We start from the raw sequence: 17,578 nt of genomic DNA on the forward strand, positions 1-17,578 counted from the left end.
CCAGCCGGGGTTCGGGGCCGGCCGTTCCCTCCTGACCCGAAGATGTCCAGCACCACGTCCACCCCCTCCGCCGTGCGCAAGCCGGCCGCGATGAGCGCGCAGGAACGTCGCTCCAGCCTGACCCTGGCGTCGATCTACGGCCTGCGCATGCTCGGGCTGTTCCTGATCATGCCGGTGTTCGCGATCTACGCGCACGGACTTCCCGGCGGCAACAACCGCTTCCTGGTCGGACTCGCGCTCGGCGGGGTGTACGGCCTGACGCAGGCGATCCTGCAGATTCCCTTCGGCATGGCCAGCGACCGCTTCGGGCGCAAGCCGGTGATGATGCTGGGCCTGCTGATCTTCGCCGTCGGCTCCTTCGTGGCGGGCATCGCGCACGACATCGACGGCATCATCGTCGGCCGCGCCATCCAGGGCGCCGGCGCCATCTCGGCGGCGATCTCGGCGATGATCGCCGACTCCACCCGGGACCACAACCGGACCAAGGCCATGGCCATGGTCGGCATGACCATCGGCGTGAGTTTCATCATCTCGCTGATCGCGGGCCCGGTGCTGTACCACCTGATCGGCGTGCCCGGCATGTTCGCGCTCACGGGCATCCTGGCGCTGGTGGCCATCGCCGTGATCAAGTGGGTGGTGCCCGACGTGCCGATGGCCGCGCGCGCGGAGGAACTCGGCGCCGGCAGTTCGCACGAGTCGGTGCTGACACCGGCGCTGCTGCGCCTGCACTTCAGCATCTTCGTGGTGAACTTCACCCAGGTGGCGATTTTCGTGGTCGTGCCCATCGCCCTGGTGCAGCACGCGGGAATCCCGCTGCAGCACCACTGGATGGTCTACCTTCCCGTGACCATCGGCTCCTTCGTGCTGGCGGTGCCGGGAATCATCATCGCCGAAAGCCGCGGCCACATGCGCGCGATGCTGCGCTCTGGCGTGGCGCTGATGGGCCTGAGCATGCTGGCGCTTTCGGTCGGCTACCGCAGCGAGGTACCGCTGATCGCCGAACTGTTCGTGTTCTTCGTCGGGTTCAACCTGATGGAGGCGCTGTTGCCCTCGCTGGTCTCGCGCATCGCCCCGGCCTCGCGCAAGGGCCTCGCGATGGGCGTGTACAACACCGCGCAATCGCTGGGCCTGGCCGCCGGCGGCGCGGTGGGCGGCGCGCTGGCCAAGCTGTGGTCCTACGAGGCCGTATTCCTGGCCTGCGCCGTGCTGTGCCTGATCTGGCTGGTGGTCGCCTGGTTCGTGCAGGCCCCGCCACGCCGCGCCGAAGCCGAAGCGTCCTGAACCCAGGGTGCCGCGCCGCGGGCGCGGCAGGCGCCACATTTCCCGTCACGCCGGCGCCGGGGTGGCGCAGCATTACCATCGTCCCGACATGTCCGACTCGAACTCCCTGCCCGAGCCCGTGGGGGCCGAAGCTCCCCAGGGTCCGCCGCGCCCGCGGGCGCCCCTGCAATCCATGGTGCGCCTGGGACGCAGCCGCGGGCGCCGGCTGTTCCTGCAGTACGGCGTGCCGTGGGGCGGCGCGCTGCTGGTCGGCCTCGTGGCCGTGCTGTACGCACGCTGGAGCGAGGATGCCTACGAGCTGTTCCTGCACTGGATCGACGGGCGCATCTGGCTGGCCTTCCTGATCACCCCGGCGATGACCATGCTGGCGGTGTTCCTGACCCGCAAATGGTTCTCCGGCAGCGAAGGCAGCGGCATCCCGCAGGTGATCGCCGCGCTGCATGCGCCGCCCGACGACACGCTGATGCGGCGCCTGTTCGGGCTGCGCGTGATCGTGGGCAAGCTGTTCGTGTCGCTGATCGGCTTTCTCGGCGGCCTGACCATCGGGCGGGAGGGCCCCACCGTGCACCTGGGCGCGGCCATCATGGCGGAAACGCGCCGCTTCTATCCGCACCAGGGCCGGCGCCTGGAACGCGCGCTGCTGCTGGCGGGCGCCGCGGCGGGCCTGTCCGGCGCCTTCAACACGCCGCTGGCCGGCGTGATCTTCGCCATCGAGGAACTGGCGCGGGATTTCGAGAGCCGCACCAACGGCGTGATGATCACCGCGGTGGTGTTCTCCGGCCTGACCTCGCTGGCGCTGGCGGGGAACTACCTGTATTTCGGCCAGATCAACGTGCCGCAGAATTTCCACGCGACCTTCATTCTTCCGGTGATCGTCGCCGCGCTGCTGTGCGGACTGGCCGGAGCCGCCTTCAACCTGGCCTTGCTGCGCTGGGAAGTCTGGATGCCCGCGCCGATGCGCCAGTGGCGGGCGCACAAGCCCGTGCTGTATGCGCTGATCATCGGCCTGTGCGTGGCTGCGCTGGGCGTGCTCACCCACGGCCAGACCTGGGGCAGCGGCTACGACCAGGCGCGCCACCTGCTGGAAGGTCAGCAGTCGGTGGGGCCCTGGTACGCGCTGACCAAATGGCTCGCGATGGTGGTCAGCTACATGAGCGGCATGCCGGGAGGCCTGTTCTCGCCGTCACTGGCCATCGGCGCCGGCCTGGCCCAGTGGGTGCACCTGCTGTTCTCCTCGGCCACGCTGCCGGCGCTGATCGCGCTGTGCATGACCGGCTACCTGGCCGCGGTGACGCAGTCGCCGCTGACCTCCTTCGTCATCGTCATGGAAATGACCAATGGCACCGGCATGGTCATCCCGATGATGGCCGTGGCGCTGATGGCCTCGCGCATCTCCAACCTGTTCACCCCACCGCTGTACGAAGCCCTGGCCGAGAAGAACTACTTCGGTCCCGGCGGAACGCCCCCGAAGCATTCCTGAGAAATGCCGCAGTCATGCCGGGCGCTGCCTGAATCTGCGATCATGGCATTTGTTCGGGAGGGTTTGCGATGAGACGACTGGACGGTGTGGAGATCGGCGCGCTGATCATCCTCATGGCGGGCATCGTGCTGGCCGTGCTGCATTGGGAGAGCGTGCAGCGCATGATCGGCTACGTGCTGCACGAGCCGGCTCCGGCCTCGGCCCCCGCGGCCCCCGCCGCGCCCCGGGTCAGCGCCAGCATCGCGTCGGCGCCGGCATCGCAGCCGGCGGCGCAGGTGCTGCGACTGCCCGCGGCCTCCGAGCCGCTGCCCGCGCTGCAGGCCAGCGACCATGCCTTCGGGCATGCGGTGGGCTCGCTGGTGGGGCGCAAGGCCTTCGCCCAATGGTGGGTTCCCGACCATCTCATCCTGCACATCGTCTCCACCATCGACAACCTGGGCCGCGCGCAGGCCCCGGTGCGCGCATGGCCGGTGCATCCGGCACCCGGGCGCATGCTGGTGAGCAAGGACGGCCAGACCCTCACGCTGGACCCGGCCAACTCCGCTCGCTATGCCCCCTACATGGCCATGGTGCGCGCGGTCGACCCGGCTCGCCTGGTGGCCGTGTACCTGCGCTTCTACCCGCTGTTCCAGCAGGCCTGGCGCGAACTGGGCTACCCCGAGGGCCAGTTCAACGACCGGCTGCTGCAGGTGATCGACAAGCTGCTGGCGGCGCCCGAGCCGCAGGGTGCCATCCTGCTCACGCAGCCGCACGTGCTGTATCAGTACGCGGACCCGGCGCTGGAATCCGCCACGGCGGGGCAGAAGATGCTCATGCGCGTCGGCCCGGCCAACGAGCGGGAGATCAAGGCCAGGCTGCGCGAGCTGCGCGCCCAGTTGCTGCTGCGCATGCAACCGGCGACCTCCGGCTCGCAGGCGCATTGATCCATCGAGCCCGGTTCCGGCCATGCGTCCAGCTTCCACCCGGCGCCGGCGCGCGACGTCCTTCCCCATGGCGCGCGGCGTGACCCTCCTCGTGGCGCTGGCCGCCTGCCTCGGCAGCGCGGCCGCGGCCTCGCTGACCCCGGCGGATCCGGTGCCAGCGCTGAGCATGGCGCCGGCACGGGGTGCGCCCTCGGCGGCGGCCGCGGTGCCGCCGCAGGCCAGGCTGCGCGTGGCCTTCGTCGACACCGCGCGCATCCTGCGCGACTCGGCCGTGGCCAAGGCCGCCTCCCGGAAACTGGCCCAGACCTTCGAGCCGCGGCGTCTCAAGCTGAACCAGCTGAGTCACCGCATCGACGCGCTGCGCGCGAAACTGGCCGACGGCGCGCCGGCCCTGAGCGACGAGCAGCGCCTGGCCGCGCAGCAGCAGCTGTCGGACCTGGGCCGGGAGTTCCGCGACGAGCAGCAGGGCTTCGCCGAGGACCTGAACGCGCAGCGCAATGCCGACGTCGGCCGCATCCTCGACCAGGCCAACGCCGTGGTCGACCGCGTGGCGCGCGAGAAGGGCTGCGAGATCGTGTTCCAGGGAGCCGTCTACGTGAATCCCCGCATCGACATCACGCAGGACGTGATCCGCGCGCTGGACACCGCGCCGCCGCGCTAGCGCGGCCGAGCCTCAGAACGGCGCGGGCTTGCCGATCCCGTAACCCTGCACGAAGTCCACGCCGATCTCGTGCAGGCAGTTGCGCGTGGCCTCGTGCTCGACGAACTCGGCCACGGTGCGGATGCCCATCACGTGCCCGACGTGGTTGATGGCCTCGACCATCGCCCGGTCGATGGGGTCGTGCAGCATGTCCTTCACGAAGGAGCCGTCGATCTTCAGGAAGTCCACGGGCAACTGCTTGAGGTAGGCGAAGGAGGACATGCCGGTTCCGAAATCGTCCAGCGCGAAGCAAAATCCCAGCGCGCGCAGACCCTCGATGAAGCGCAAGGCCTGCTGGAATTGCGAGATCACCGCGGTCTCGGTGATCTCGAAACACACCCGCGAGGGTTCCACGCCCCGCAGCTCGCACTGGTCGAGCACGAACTGCAGGAAGCGTTCGTCGCTCAGGCTGGCCGCCGACAGGTTGATCGCGCACAGCGCCGGCCCGGCGTCGCCTGCCGCGCCCAACTGCTCGAAGGCGCTGCCGACCACCCAGCGGTCGATCGCGGTGCTCATGCTGAAGCGCTCGGCGGCAGGCAGGAAGGCCATGGGCGAGACCACCTGGCCGTCGTCGTCGAGCATGCGCAACAGGAGCTCCAGGTGGCGCGGGCCGTCGGCTCCGGGAGCCGCCGGGGCGATGGGCTGTGCGTACAGGCACAGGCGGTCGCGGTCGAGCGCGTCCTGGATGCGCGCCACCCAGTGCAGCATGCCCTCGCGCTGCGCCAGCTCGGCGTCGCCCGGGCGGTGCAGGTGCACGCGGTTGCGGCCGTGCTCCTTGGCCAGGCCGCAAGCGGCCTCCGCGGCGCTCAGCGCGCCCGAGGCCTCGCGCCAGGAGGCGTCGAGCTCGATCACGCCGAGACTGGCGGCCACTGGAAAGCTGCGACCGCCGTGATCGAAGCGCAGTTCTCCCAGCGCTTGGCGCAACATCTCGGCGATGCGCAACGCGTCCTCGGCACCGCAGCCGCACAGCAGCACGCCGAACTCGTCGCCGCCCAGGCGCGCCACCGCGTCGCGGCCGCGCAATCGGCCTTCGAGCAGGCCGGCGACCTGGCGCAGCAAGGCGTCGCCCGCCGCATGCCCGCAACTTTCGTTGACCACGCGGAACTGGTCCAGGTCCAGGAACAGCAGCGCATCGCAGGCCGCGGCTCCGGCCTGCTGCGCACACTCCAGGCAGCGCGCCACCCGCTGCCCGAATTCGGCCCGGTTGAGCAGGCCGGTGACCGCGTCGTGCGCCTGCTGGTAGCTCAGGCGCTGCGCCGCCTCGCGCTCGAAGCCCACGTCGCGCAGCACCAACACCGCGCCGGCGCCCTCACCGGGCGGCAGCGGCAAGGCGCTGGCCTCCACCGCCAGTTCCCGCTCGTCGCGCCGTAGCAACACGGCCCCCGGATGCAAGGCTGCAGCGCGTCCCTCGCCCAGCGCCACGTGCACCGGATGGGGCATCGCGCGCCGGCTCTGGGGATCGACGAAACGCGTGATCGCCTCGACCGGGAAGCCCTGCGCCGCACCGGCATCCTGGCCCAGCAGGCGTTCCGCCGCGGGATTGAGATAGGACACCGAGGCATCGCCGTCGGTGGCGATCACCGAATCGCGCACCGCGCCCAGCGCCGTGCGTGCCTGCGCCAACAGCGTTCCGGTACGCGCGGCGGCATGGGCCGCGCGCAGGTTCAGCCAGATGCCCAGCAGGCAGCAGGGCACGGCCAGCAGCGCGGCCGCACGCATGGCCAGATGGGCCGTCGCCAGCCAGGCCGCACCCACTGCCAGCAGCAGGCAGCCCACATACGGCCACGAGTTCCGCAGTGCGTAGGCCGTCCTGGCCCTCGCCCTTCGTCGCGCACCCCCCACATCGCCTCCTGTCGATGCCTGAGGGCCGATGCCTGACGACTCGTGCGCCCGCGGGCTCGCCCGCCTGGCCGCACATGCCGGCAGCCCCGCTGCCCTGGCGCCGTGCGCTGTAGGCCGGAAGCTTTGCGTCCCCGCCTTTCGGCGGGTTTGCCCTCAAGTGTGCAAATCGGTTCCCGCCCGTACTCCGCGGGCGGACTCGCCGCAGGACCCGGGCCGCAACCACAAAAAAACCCGTGAACACGGGCTTTCCTGCCTTGCACTGCCGGCCCCGGCCGCAAGCACGCGCAGCATAACTCCCCCGGGGCGACAGATCAACGCAGCGCGATAGGTGGCACCGCGCCGCTCAGGCGCCCTGCAGCATGTCGTCGAGAAATTCCAGCCAATGCTGCACCGGCAGCTCGCTGCCCGATTGCAGCTGCTGGATGCAGCCGATGTTGGCCGACAACACGCGCTCGGGCGCCAGCTCCGACAGGCTGCGCAGCTTGTTGTCGCGCAGCTGATGGGACAACTGCGGCTGCAGCAGCGAGTAGGTGCCCGCCGAGCCGCAGCACAGGTGGCTGTTCTCGGGCAGGGCGAGCTGGAAACCCAGCTCGCGCATCAGCGCCTCCACGCGCCCGCCCAGGCGCTGGCCATGCTGCAGGGTGCAGGGCGGATGCCAGGCCAGCAGGCCCCCGCGGGCGCCTTCGCCCAGCCTGGCCGCCAGCGCGGCGGCCTCGCCGGCGAGGAATTCCACGGGGTCGCGCGCCAGTTGCGCGATGCGCTGCGCCTTGTCGGCGTAGGCGGGGTCGGCAGCGAGTTCGCGGCCGTAGTCCTTGACCATGACCCCGCAGCCGGAGGCGTTCACCACGATGGCCTCGATCTGTCCGCCGGCCACCAGCGGCCACCAGGCGTCGACATTGCGCCGCATATCGTCCAGCGCTCCGGCATGATTCCCGTTGTGCTGGCGGATCGCGCCGCAGCAGCCGCCGCCGCTGGCGCGCAGCGCCTGCACGCCCACGGCGTCGAGTACCCGCGCCGTGGCCGCATCGATGTTCGGGGCCATCGCGGGCTGCACGCAGCCGGCGGGCACGAGCACCTTGCGCGCATGCTCGCGCGCGGGCCAGGCGCCGGCCGGGCGCGGCTGCGCGAGCTTGTCGCGCAGGCTTTCGGGCACCAGCGCGCGCAAGGCGCGGCCGGCGCGCAGCGCCGGCGCGAACAGCGGCGAGGTCAATCCCTCGCGCAAGGCCGCGCGCGCCACGCGCTCGCCCAGCGGGCGCGGCACCTGGGCGTCGACCACGCGGCGCCCGATATCGAGCAGCTGGCCGTAGGACACGCCCGAGGGGCAGGTGCTCTCGCAGGAGCGGCAGCTCAGGCAGCGGTCCAGGTGCACCTGGGTGTTGCGCGTGGCCGGGGTCCCTTCGAGTACCTGCTTGATCTGGTAGATGCGCCCGCGCGGGCCGTCGAGCTCGTCGCCCAGCAACTGGTAGGTGGGGCAGGTCGCGGTGCAGAAGCCGCAGTGCACGCAGGCGCGCAGGATCGCCTCGGCCTCGCGGCCTTCGGGGGTATCGGCGAATTCGGGAGACAGTCGGGTTTGCATGGTGACTCCGGCCGGGTTCGCGGCTGCTCAGGAAAGCCCGAAGCAGTCGGGAAACAGGCCCTGCGGGTCGAAGGATGCCTTGACGCGGCGATGGATGCCCAGCAGCACGGGCGACGGCGGCGTGAACACCGGCACCGCGGGGTCGCCGCCGCGAAAGCGCGTCGCGTGTCCGCCGGCGCGCACGGCCGCCTCGCGGATCACCGACGCGTCGGCCTCGCTGCGCAACCAACGCAAGGAGCCGCCCCACTCCACCAGCGTGCGCCCGGGCAGGCCCAGCGGCCCCGTCGTGGACGGCACCGCGATGCGCCACAGCACCTCGGACGCCTCGCCCTGCCAGCTGGGCGCGAACCAGTCCAGCTCCTGCTCGCGCAGCCCCGCCCACAGCGCTTCGGCCTGCGCCTCGTGCAGGCGCTCGCCGCCCAGGCCGGCGCAGGCCGCGTCCACCGCGGCGCGCGCGCCGCGCAGGCGCAGGTACAGGCGCTCGCGGCCGTCGTCGCCGGCGAACCAGGCGCTGGCCGAGATGGGCAGCGGCCGGGCGCACCAGCGGTTGACCTGCTCGATGGCCTGGCCCTCGCCCATCTCGAAGGCCAGCGTGGCCTGAGCGCGCGGCTGCGGCAGCACCTTCAGGGACACCTCGAGGATCGCGCCCAGCGAGCCCATGGAGCCGGCCAGCAGGCGCGAGACGTCGAAACCGGCGACGTTCTTCATCACCTGGCCGCCGAACTGCAGCACCTCCGCGCGGCCGCTGAGCAGGCTGGCGCCGAGCACGAAATCGCGCACGGCGCCCACGCTCAGGCGCCCCGGCCCCGACAGGCCGCTGGCCACCATGCCGCCCACGGTGGCGCCGCTGCCGTCGCGCGCGAAGCGCGGCGGGTCGCAGGGCAGGCACTGGCCCTGGCCGGCCAGCAGCTGCTCGAGCTCGGCCAGCGACGTGCCGGCGCGGGCGGTCACGTAGAGTTCGCTGGGCTCGTAGGCGACGATGCCGGCATGCGCGCGCATGTCCAGCACGTGCGCGCCGCGGCTGTGCGCCGGATCGGGGTCGAGCCAGCGCTTGCTGGCGCCGCCGCGGGGCAGCAGGGGCCTGCGCTCGGCCAGGGCCCGGCGCACCTGCTCCTGCAGGGCGCTGACGGTGTCGGATGCTTGCACGGGGGGTGGCGCTCGGGAAGGTTCAGAAACGCGGCAGTTCCGCGAAGGGAAGCTGGCCGCGGCGCACGTGCATGCGGCCGTACTCGGCGCAGCGCGCGTGGCTGGGAATGTTCTTGCCGGGGTTGAGGCGCTCGTCCGGGTCGAAGGCGCGGCGAAGCGCCAGGAACTGCTCGCGTTCCTCGGCGGAGAACTGCACGCACATGGAGTTGATCTTCTCCACGCCCACGCCGTGCTCGCCGGTGATCGAGCCGCCCATCTCGACGCAGGTCTCGAGGATCTTCGCGCCGAAGGCCTCGGCGCGCTCCATCTGGTCCGCCTCGTTGGCGTCGAACAGGATCAGCGGGTGCAGGTTGCCGTCGCCGGCGTGGAACACGTTGACGCAGCGCAGATCGAACTCGCGCTCCATGGCCTGGATGGCCTGCAGCATGTCGGCGATGCGCTTGCGCGGAATGGTGCCGTCCATGCAGTAGTAGTCGGGCGAGATGCGCCCGGAGGCCGGAAAGGCGTTCTTGCGCCCGCTCCAGAAGCGCAACCTCTCGGCCTCGTCGCGGCTGACGGCGATCGCCGTGGCCCCGCAGCCCTGAAGCACCGCGCTCATGTGCTCGATCTCCTCGGCCACCTCCTCGGGCGTGCCGTCGGACTCGCACAGCAGGATGGCCGCCGCCTCGCAGTCGTAGCCGGCATGCACGAAGGCCTCGACGGCGACGGTCATGGGCTTGTCCATCATCTCCAGGCCCGCCGGAATGATGCCGGCCGCGATCAGCCCGGCCACCGCGTCGCCGGCCTTGCGCAGGTCGTCGAAACTGGCCATGATGCAGCGCGCAAGCTGCGGGCGCGGAATCAGGCGCACCACCACCTCGGTGACCACCATCAGCATGCCCTCGCTGCCGATCACGGCGGCCAGCAGGTCGGGCCCGGCGCTGTCGCCGGCCAGGCTGCCCACGGTGATGGGCTCGCCCTCCACCGTGTAGCCGCGCACCTGCAGCACGTTGTGCACGGTCAGTCCGTACTTGAGGCAGTGCACGCCGCCGGAGTTCTCGGCCACGTTGCCGCCGATGGTGCAGGCGATCTGGCTGGACGGATCCGGGGCGTAGTACAGGCCATGGCGCGCCGCGGCCTCCGAGATGGCCAGGTTGCGCACCCCGCTCTGCACCAGCGCCACACGTGCCACCGGGTCGATGGACTGGATGCGGTTCAGGCGCGCCAGCGACAGCGTGACGCCGCCGGCCAGAGGCAGCGCGCCGCCCGACAGCCCGGTGCCGGCGCCGCGCGCCACCACCGGCAGGCCCAGCGCATGGCAGGCGCGCAGCACCGCGACCACCTGCTGCTCGTTCTCCGGCAGGCACACGGCCAGCGGGCGCTGGCGGTAGGCGGCCAGGCCGTCGCATTCGTAGGACGTGGTCTCGTCGTCGCGCAGCAGCAGCGCATGCGCGGGCAGTTGCCCGGCCAACGCCGCCACCAGCGCGGCGCGCGCATCGGCGGCCTGCCCCGGCGATGGCGGGGCCGCGCCCTGCGTGGCGGTGGTGACGGAACTCGTGGACATGATGGCGGTTCTCCTCGAATCCATGGCGCGTGGCGCAGTCGTCGAATTGTGCCCCAGTGGCGAAGTGGACTAGGACTGGGTCCACCAGCGCTCGCCGAACTTGCCCTGCAGCCAGTCGACGAAACGCGTCACCTTGGCCGGCACCATGTTGGGCGAGGGATAGACGGCGTGGATCTCCTGCGAGGGCAGCGACCACTGCGGCAGCAGCGCGAGCAGCCGGCCCTTGCGTACCTCGGCGTGCGCCACGTACCAGGGCAGGATGGCCACCCCCATGCCTTCGCAGGCCGCCTCCAGCAGCGTGGACAGGCTGTTCGAGCGCAGGCGCCCGCGCACCGGCACCACGGCCGCCTGATGCCCGGGCCCGGAAAAATGCCAGCGGGCGTCGCCCTGCACCGAGCTGTACACCAGCGCCTCGTGCGCGGCCAGCTCGCGCGGGTGCTCGGGCGTCCCCCGGGCCTCCAGGTACTCGGGCGCGGCCGCCGCCAGCCAGGGGTTGACCCCCAGGTAGCGCGCGCCCAGTGTGGAGTCGGCCAGCCGGCCCATGCGAATGGCCACGTCGGTGCCCTGCTCGACGAGGTCGACGTAGCGGTCGTCGACCGCCAGGTCGACCTGCAGCTGGGGATTGATGCGCATGAACTGCATCAGGCGCGGCGCCAGCACGCGCCGCCCGAAACCCACCGAGGTGCTCACCCGCAGCCCGCCCTGCACCTGCGACTGCAGCAGCGCGGCCACGCTCTGCGCCTCCTCGGCATGGTGCGCGATGAGCCGGCACTTGTCGTAGTACAGCAGCCCGATCTCGGTCGGCGACACGCCGTGCGTGGAGCGGTGCAGCAGGCGCGCGCCCAGGCGCCTTTCCATGTGCGCGATCTGCTTGGTCGCAGCCGGCTGGCCGATGCCCAGCTCGGCCGCGGCGCGGCTGAAGGATCCGAGGTCGACGACCCGGATGAACAGGCGGACGTCCTGCATGCGTTCCATGGGCGAAGTAGGCCACAGGCGCGGCACCCTGTCCATTCCACCATGGAATAAGCAATATGCCCCGCGGATCCCTTCCGGCGCGAACCCGCACTGGTCAGAATCCGCTGCGCACCCTGCCCCCTTGCAACCGGAGAATCGACCATGGCAAGAATGCTGGCCACCCAGGCCGCCGTGCTGGTGATGGAGAAGGAAGGCATCAGCCAGGCCTTCGGCGTGCCCGGCGCCGCCATCAACCCGCTGTACGCGGCGCTGCGCGAGCGCCAGTCCATCGCCCACGTGCTGGCGCGCCACGTCGAGGCGGCGTCGCACATGGCCGAGGGCTACACGCGGGCGCGCGCCGGCAACATCGGCGTGTGCATCGGCACCTCGGGGCCGGCCGGCACCGACATGATCACCGGCCTGTACTCGGCCATCGCCGACAGCATCCCCATCCTGTGCATCACCGGCCAGGCGCCGCGCGCGCGCCTGTACAAGGAAGACTTCCAGGCGGTGGACATCGAGTCCATCGCCAAGCCCGTGACCAAGTGGGCGGTCACCGTGCGCGAGCCGGCCCTGGTCCCCCGCGTATTCCAGCAGGCCTTCCACCTGATGCGCTCGGGACGCCCGGGGCCGGTGCTCATCGACCTGCCGGTGGACGTGCAGATGGCCTCCATCGAGTTCGACATCGACACCTACGAGCCGCTGCCGGTGTACAAGCCCGCGGCCACGCGCCGGCAGGTCGACAAGGCGCTGGACATGCTGCTGGAGTCGAACAAGCCGGTGATCGTGGCCGGCGGCGGCATCATCAACGCCGACGCCTCGGAACTGCTGGTCGAGTTCGCCGAACTCACCGGCGTGCCGGTGATCCCCACGCTGATGGGCTGGGGCAGCATTCCCGACGACCATGCGCTGATGGCCGGCATGTGCGGCCTGCAGACCAGCCACCGCTACGGCAACGCCACGCTGCTGGCCAGCGACTTCGTGCTGGGCATCGGCAACCGCTGGGCCAACCGCCACACCGGCTCCATCGACGTCTACACCCGCGGCCGCCGCTTCGTGCACGTGGACATCGAGCCGACGCAGATCGGCCGTGTGTTCATGCCCGACTACGGCATCGTCAGCGACGCGCGCGCCGCGCTGGAACTGTTCGTGCAGGCCGCGCGCGAACGCAAGGCCGCCGGGCAGCTCAGGAATTACGGGACCTGGGCCGCGCGCTGCGCCGAGCGCAAGCGCCTGATGCACCGCAGGAGCGACTACGACGACAAGCCCATCAAGCCCATGCGGGTGTACCAGGAGATGAACCAGGCCTTCCCGCGCGACACGGTGTACGTGTCGACGATCGGCCTGTCGCAGATCGCCGGCGCCCAGTTCCTGGGGGTGTACGGTCCGCGCCAATGGATCAACTGCGGGCAGGCCGGCCCGCTGGGCTGGACCATCCCGGCCGCGCTGGGGGTGGTGGCCGCCGACCCCACGCGCACGGTCGTGGGCCTGTCGGGCGACTACGATTTCCAGTTCCTGATCGAGGAACTGGCGGTGGGAGCGCAGTTCCGCCTGCCCTACGTGCACGTGCTGGTCAACAACAGCTACCTGGGGCTGATCCGCCAGGCGCAGCGCAACTTCGACATGGACTATTGCGTGCAGCTGGGTTTCGAGAACCAGAACATGGCCGACGACGAATCGGGCGTGCGCGGCTATGGCGTGGACCACGTCGCCGTGGTGCAGGGCCTGGGCTGCAAGGCGCTGCGCGTGACCGAGCCGGGACTCATCGGCGCGGCGCTGCGCCAGGCCCGCGAGCTGGCCCGCGAGCATCGCGTGCCGGTGGTGGTGGAGGTGATCCTGGAGCGCGTGACCAACATCTCGATGGGCACCGAGATCGACAACGTGGTGGAGTTCGAGGACATCGACTGCCGCCACCCCGAGGGACGAGCGGGCCTGGAACGGGCGGGCCTGCTCGAATGATCCCCGCATGAAGCCCCCGATCCCGCCACGACACGGAGACCCCGCGATGCCGCGATTCGCAGCCAACCTCAGCATGTTGTTCACCGAGGCTCCCTTCCTCGAACGCTTCGGGCGCGCCGCCGCCGCCGGCTTCGAGGCGGTGGAGTTCCTGTTCCCCTACGCCTGGCCGGCCGCGACCCTGCGCGAGCTGCTTGACGAGCACAAGCTGCGCCTGGTGCTGCACAACCTGCCGGCCGGCGACTGGGATGCCGGCGAGCGCGGCATCGCCTGCCTGCCCGAGCGGGTCGACGAGTTCCGCGCGGGCGTGGCCACCGCGCTGGAATACGCCCGGGTGCTGGGCGTGGGCCAGCTCAACTGCCTGGCCGGCAAGGCGCCGGCCGGGGCCGACCCGGCCGTGCTGCGCGCCACGCTGGTGGCGAACCTGCGCTACGCGGCCGCTGAACTGGAGCGCGCGGGCTGCCAGCTGCTGATCGAGCCGATCAACACCTTCGACATCCCCGGCTTCCTGGTCAACCGCAGCGACCAGGCGCTGGACATCCTCGACGAGGTCGGCGCCCCGAACGCCTTCCTGCAGTACGACATCTACCACGCCCAGCGCATGGAAGGCGAACTGGCGGCGACCCTGCGGAAGCATCTCGCGCGCATCGCGCACGTGCAGATCGCCGACAACCCCGGGCGCAACGAGCCCGGCAGCGGCGAGATTCACTACCCCTTCCTGTTCGCGCACCTGGACCGCATCGGCTACACCGGCTGGATCGGCTGCGAGTACAAGCCCGCCGCCGCCACCGAGGCCGGACTGGGCTGGATGCCGGCCGCCAGCCGCGGCGCCGGCCGCTGAGAACCCACGGAGCCCCCTTCATGAGCCAACCCGCCATTCCCTCGCAAAAGCTCGGCTTCATCGGCCTGGGCATCATGGGCGCACCGATGGCCGCCCATCTCGCGTCCGCCGGACACCAGCTGTTCGTGCATACCCGCGGCAAGGTTGCGCAGCTGATCGCCGACAGCACCGCGGTGCGCTGCGACAACGCGCTGGACGTGGCCCGCAGGGCCGACGTGGTGTTCGTCATGGTGCCCGACACCCCCGACGTGCAGGCCGTGCTGTTCGGGCCGGCCGGCGTCGCCGAGGGCCTGAGCCCGGGCAAGGTGGTGGTGGACATGAGTTCCATCTCCCCCATCGCCACCAAGGAGTTCGCCGCCCGCATCCGCGCGCTGGGCTGCGACTACCTCGACGCACCGGTGTCCGGCGGCGAAGTGGGCGCGAAGAACGCCACGCTGTCCATCATGGTGGGCGGCGAGCCGGCGGTGTTCGAGCGCGTGCGCCCCTTGTTCGAGCTGATGGGCAAGAACATCACCCTGGTCGGCGCCAATGGCGACGGCCAGACCGCGAAGGTGGCCAACCAGATCATCGTCGCGCTGAACATCGAGGCGGTCTCCGAGGCCCTGCTGTTCGCCGCGCGCGCCGGCGCCGATCCGGCGCGGGTGCGCCAGGCGCTGATGGGCGGCTTCGCCTCGTCGAAGATCCTCGAGGTGCACGGCGAGCGCATGGTCAAGCGCACGTTCGACCCGGGCTTCCGCATCGAGCTGCACCAGAAGGACCTGAACCTGGCGCTGGCCAGCGCGCGCGCGCTGGGAGTGTCGCTGCCCAACACGGCCACCGCGCAGGAGCTGTTCAACGCCTGCGCCGCCCATGGCGGACGCGCCTGGGATCACTCCGCCATGGTGCGCGCGCTGGAAAAGCTGGCAAACTTCGAGATCGGCCAGACGCCGCCGGCGCAGGCCTGAACCCGAAAGCCCCACCCGCATGCCCACGCCGCGCCCGCAAGACAACCCGAAGTCCCAGGATCCCGCCGCCTTGCTGCGGCGCATGTTCGACGCCGCGGTAGCCAGCGCGCAGCCGGCGCTGTGCGTGCCGCCGCATCTGCCCCGGGCACCGCGCGGGCGCGTGGTGGTGATCGGCGCCGGCAAGGCCTCGGCAGCCATGGCGCAGGCGGTGGAGGCGCATTGGCAGGGCCCGCTGGAGGGCCTGGTGGTCACCCGCTACGGCTACGCGGCGCCCTGCCGGCACATCGAGATCGTCGAGGCCGCGCACCCGGTTCCCGACGAGGCCGGGCTGCGCGCCGCGCAACGCATGCTCGAACTCGTGCGCGGGCTCGGCCCCGACGACCTGGTGCTGTGCCTGATCTCCGGCGGCGGCTCCGCGCTGCTGCCGCTGCCCCTGCCGGGGCTGGAACTGGCCGACGAGCAGGCGCTCAACCGCGAGCTCCTGCGTTGCGGCGCCGGCATCGGCGAGATGAACTGCGTGCGCCGGCACCTGTCGGGCATCAAGGGAGGCCGCCTGGCCGCCGCCTGCCACCCGGCGCGCGTGCTGACCCTGGCGATTTCCGACGTGCCCGGCGACGACCCGGTGGACATCGCCTCCGGCCCCACCGTGGGCGACCCCAGCAGCTGCGCCGACGCGCTGGACATCGTGCGACGCCACGGCGTGCAGCTCGCGCCGGCCGCGCTGGAACTGCTGCGCAGCGGGCAGGGCGAATCGGTCAAGCCCGGCGACCCGCGACTGGCGCGCGCCGAGTTCCGCATGGTGGCCGCGCCGCGCCTGGCGCTGCAGGCCGCCGCCGAGGTGGCGCGCGAGGCGGGCTACGCGGTGCACCTGCTGGGCGACGCCCTCGAAGGCGAGGCGCGAGAAGTGGGCAAGTTGATGGCCGGCATGGCGCAGTACGTGGCGCGCCACGGCGAGCCCTTCGCGGCGCCCTGCGTGCTGCTGTCGGGCGGCGAGACCACGGTGACCGTGCGGGGCAAGGGCCGCGGGGGCCGCAACGTGGAATTCCTGCTCGCGCTGGGCCTGGCGCTGCGCGGCGAGCCCGGGGTGTGGGCGCTGGCCGGCGACACCGACGGCGTGGACGGCGCCGAGGACATCGCCGGCGCCCTGCTGCGGCCCGACACCCTGGAGCGCGCGCGCGCGGCGGGAATCCGCGCGGCCGACAGCCTGGACGACAACGACGGGCACGGGTTCTTCTCGGCCCTGGGCGATTCGGTGCTCACCGGGCCCACGATGACCAACGTGAACGACTTCCGCGCCATCCTGGTGCAAGGCCGCGCGGCGACGCGAAGCTGAAGGACCGCGCCCCCGGCTCACCTGGCCGGGAGCGCAGCGCGCGGGCCGCCGGTCCCGCGCCTTCTCAGACGGCGGGGCAGGCCGCGCCGGACGCGCCGCGGGCACGGCGCCTCGCGGCGCGAGCGGCCAGCAGCGCGAAGCTGCTGTCGAGCACCAGCGCGCCCGTCACCAGCAGGGCCCCCAGCACTTCGGCCGCGCCGAAGTGGTAGCCCTGCAGCGCGCCGATGGCGAAGGCCGTCACCGGCACCAGGTTGATGAACAGCACGCCGGCGGTGGGGCCGATGCGGGCGATGCCGGCGTTCCAGCCCAGCACGGCGACGAAGGCCGCCAGCAGCACCAGATAGGCCATGCCCCAGGCGCTGGCGCGCAGGTCCTGCGCGTCCGGCACGCGCAAGTGGCCGCCGGCCATGCCGGCCAGCGCGATGGCCGCGATGCTCAGCGCTCCCAGGCCGCAGCTCAGGGCCGTGTAGCGCAGCGGCGACCAGCCCGCGAAGGACTTCGCGCCCAGCGTGTAGGCCACCCAGCACAGCGCGCCGGCCAGCACCATGGCGTCCCCCTGCGTGCCGCCGCCGTGCAGAAGCTGTCCGAGGTGCCCGCCGCTGAGCACCAGCAGCACCCCCGCCAGCGCCAGCAGGATCGACGCCAGCGTGGCGCGCGCCGGGCGCTGGCCGCGCCAGGCCCACTGCACCAGCGCGGTCATCAGGGGCATCAGGGCCACCATCACCGAGGCCTGCTCCGGCTGGGTGTGCCGCAAGCCCTCGAAGCCGAGCAGGTTGAAACCGGCGAAGCCCAGCGTGCCCAGCAACCACAGGCGCAGGCCCCGGCCTTGCAGGCTCAGCGCGGCGCGGCCTTCTCGCCAGGCCAGCGCGGCCAGGAACAGGGGGGCCGCCAGGCCGTAGCGCAGCGCGGTCAGCACGATGGGGTCCAGGTGCCCGAACAGCGACTTGCCCACCGGCAGCATGCCGCCCCAGGCGGTGCCGGCCAGGCACAGCATCAGCAAGCCCTGCAGGCGGGCCCTTTGCGGGGAATTCGAAGCCATGGCGTACTCCTTCAGCGAAT

The 17,578-nt window shown here is 71.6% G+C and carries 14 protein-coding genes and 1 riboswitch; of the genes, 8 read left to right on the forward strand and 6 right to left on the reverse strand.

What is annotated here, in order from left to right; all coding sequences use genetic code 11:
• Positions 1-42 precede the first annotated feature (42 nt).
• The 4 genes from D466_RS0111245 to D466_RS0111260 all read left to right on the forward strand — a co-directional run bounded on the left by D466_RS0111245 (position 43) and on the right by D466_RS0111260 (position 4,345).
• On the forward strand, positions 43-1,281 hold the full coding sequence (locus D466_RS0111245) for an MFS transporter (protein ID WP_018913816.1): 1,239 nt from the start codon (positions 43-45) through the stop codon (positions 1,279-1,281).
• 88 nt (positions 1,282-1,369) lie between these two features.
• Positions 1,370-2,761 (forward strand): chloride channel protein, encoded by a 1,392-nt coding sequence (locus D466_RS0111250; protein WP_156004216.1) that lies wholly within the window; start codon positions 1,370-1,372, stop codon positions 2,759-2,761.
• Between the two features lie 68 nt (positions 2,762-2,829).
• The gene (locus D466_RS0111255) at positions 2,830-3,684 is read left to right on the forward strand and encodes a DUF3014 domain-containing protein (RefSeq protein ID WP_026285167.1); all 855 of its coding nucleotides are present in this window, start codon (positions 2,830-2,832) and stop codon (positions 3,682-3,684) included.
• A 22-nt stretch (positions 3,685-3,706) separates the two neighbouring features.
• Positions 3,707-4,345, forward strand: coding sequence for an OmpH family outer membrane protein (locus D466_RS0111260; RefSeq protein ID WP_081629928.1), 639 nt, complete (start codon positions 3,707-3,709; stop codon positions 4,343-4,345).
• 12 nt (positions 4,346-4,357) lie between these two features.
• Here D466_RS0111260 and D466_RS21525 read toward each other — a convergent pair whose 3' ends face one another.
• From D466_RS21525 to D466_RS0111285, 5 genes are all read right to left on the reverse strand, one after another.
• Positions 4,358-6,160 (reverse strand): EAL domain-containing protein, encoded by a 1,803-nt coding sequence (locus D466_RS21525; RefSeq protein ID WP_018913820.1) that lies wholly within the window; start codon positions 6,158-6,160, stop codon positions 4,358-4,360.
• A gap of 142 nt (positions 6,161-6,302) precedes the next feature.
• A riboswitch (cyclic di-GMP riboswitch) is annotated at positions 6,303-6,388 on the reverse strand.
• Positions 6,389-6,569: 181 nt separating this feature from the next.
• Complete coding sequence (gene glcF, locus D466_RS0111270) at positions 6,570-7,802, reverse strand: glycolate oxidase subunit GlcF (RefSeq protein WP_018913821.1); 1,233 nt, start codon at positions 7,800-7,802, stop codon at positions 6,570-6,572.
• A 27-nt stretch (positions 7,803-7,829) separates the two neighbouring features.
• Complete coding sequence (glcE, locus tag D466_RS0111275; protein ID WP_018913822.1) at positions 7,830-8,948, reverse strand: glycolate oxidase subunit GlcE; 1,119 nt, start codon at positions 8,946-8,948, stop codon at positions 7,830-7,832.
• Positions 8,949-8,970: 22 nt separating this feature from the next.
• Positions 8,971-10,491, reverse strand: coding sequence for an FAD-linked oxidase C-terminal domain-containing protein (locus tag D466_RS0111280; RefSeq protein WP_018913823.1), 1,521 nt, complete (start codon positions 10,489-10,491; stop codon positions 8,971-8,973).
• A gap of 69 nt (positions 10,492-10,560) precedes the next feature.
• Positions 10,561-11,466 carry a LysR family transcriptional regulator gene (locus D466_RS0111285; RefSeq protein ID WP_018913824.1) on the reverse strand — a complete coding sequence of 302 codons (906 nt, stop codon included), beginning with the start codon at positions 11,464-11,466 and terminating at the stop codon, positions 10,561-10,563.
• A gap of 141 nt (positions 11,467-11,607) precedes the next feature.
• Between D466_RS0111285 and gcl the strand changes: the two genes are divergently transcribed.
• From gcl to D466_RS0111305, 4 genes are read left to right on the forward strand one after another with little or no spacing between them, the layout of a single operon-like run.
• A complete protein-coding gene (gene gcl, locus D466_RS0111290; protein WP_026285168.1) occupies positions 11,608-13,404 on the forward strand; it encodes a glyoxylate carboligase in 1,797 nt (598 codons plus the stop codon).
• Between the two features lie 46 nt (positions 13,405-13,450).
• Complete coding sequence (hyi, locus tag D466_RS0111295; protein WP_018913826.1) at positions 13,451-14,242, forward strand: hydroxypyruvate isomerase; 792 nt, start codon at positions 13,451-13,453, stop codon at positions 14,240-14,242.
• A gap of 20 nt (positions 14,243-14,262) precedes the next feature.
• Positions 14,263-15,186 carry a 2-hydroxy-3-oxopropionate reductase gene (gene glxR, locus D466_RS0111300; RefSeq protein ID WP_018913827.1) on the forward strand — a complete coding sequence of 308 codons (924 nt, stop codon included), beginning with the start codon at positions 14,263-14,265 and terminating at the stop codon, positions 15,184-15,186.
• Positions 15,187-15,205: 19 nt separating this feature from the next.
• Complete coding sequence (locus tag D466_RS0111305) at positions 15,206-16,519, forward strand: glycerate kinase (RefSeq protein ID WP_018913828.1); 1,314 nt, start codon at positions 15,206-15,208, stop codon at positions 16,517-16,519.
• Positions 16,520-16,583: 64 nt separating this feature from the next.
• Here the strand turns inward: D466_RS0111305 and D466_RS0111310 are convergent, their stop codons facing one another.
• Positions 16,584-17,558 carry a DMT family transporter gene (locus D466_RS0111310; protein ID WP_156004226.1) on the reverse strand — a complete coding sequence of 325 codons (975 nt, stop codon included), beginning with the start codon at positions 17,556-17,558 and terminating at the stop codon, positions 16,584-16,586.
• Between the last annotated feature and the right edge of the window lie 20 nt (positions 17,559-17,578).

It is taken from the genome of Thiomonas sp. FB-6, from assembly GCF_000377645.1.
In the GTDB taxonomy this organism is placed as follows: Bacteria; Pseudomonadota; Gammaproteobacteria; order Burkholderiales; family Burkholderiaceae_C; genus Thiomonas_A.

Excerpts from the sequence above, each read along its gene's own strand:
- D466_RS0111250 (WP_156004216.1), top strand. The coding sequence starts at position 1,370 with ATGTCCGACTCGAACTCCCTGCCCGAGCCCGTGGGGGCCGAAGCTCCC.
- glxR (WP_018913827.1), top strand. The coding sequence starts at position 14,263 with ATGAGCCAACCCGCCATTCCCTCGCAAAAGCTCGGCTTCATCGGCCTG.
- D466_RS0111285 (WP_018913824.1), bottom strand. The coding sequence starts at position 11,466 with ATGGAACGCATGCAGGACGTCCGCCTGTTCATCCGGGTCGTCGACCTC.
- gcl (WP_026285168.1), top strand. The coding sequence starts at position 11,608 with ATGGCAAGAATGCTGGCCACCCAGGCCGCCGTGCTGGTGATGGAGAAG.
- hyi (WP_018913826.1), top strand. The coding sequence starts at position 13,451 with ATGCCGCGATTCGCAGCCAACCTCAGCATGTTGTTCACCGAGGCTCCC.
- D466_RS0111255 (WP_026285167.1), top strand. The coding sequence starts at position 2,830 with ATGAGACGACTGGACGGTGTGGAGATCGGCGCGCTGATCATCCTCATG.
- D466_RS0111305 (WP_018913828.1), top strand. The coding sequence starts at position 15,206 with ATGCCCACGCCGCGCCCGCAAGACAACCCGAAGTCCCAGGATCCCGCC.
- D466_RS0111260 (WP_081629928.1), top strand. The coding sequence starts at position 3,707 with ATGCGTCCAGCTTCCACCCGGCGCCGGCGCGCGACGTCCTTCCCCATG.
- D466_RS0111280 (WP_018913823.1), bottom strand. The coding sequence starts at position 10,491 with ATGTCCACGAGTTCCGTCACCACCGCCACGCAGGGCGCGGCCCCGCCA.
- D466_RS0111310 (WP_156004226.1), bottom strand. The coding sequence starts at position 17,558 with ATGGCTTCGAATTCCCCGCAAAGGGCCCGCCTGCAGGGCTTGCTGATG.
- glcF (WP_018913821.1), bottom strand. The coding sequence starts at position 7,802 with ATGCAAACCCGACTGTCTCCCGAATTCGCCGATACCCCCGAAGGCCGC.
- D466_RS0111245 (WP_018913816.1), top strand. The coding sequence starts at position 43 with ATGTCCAGCACCACGTCCACCCCCTCCGCCGTGCGCAAGCCGGCCGCG.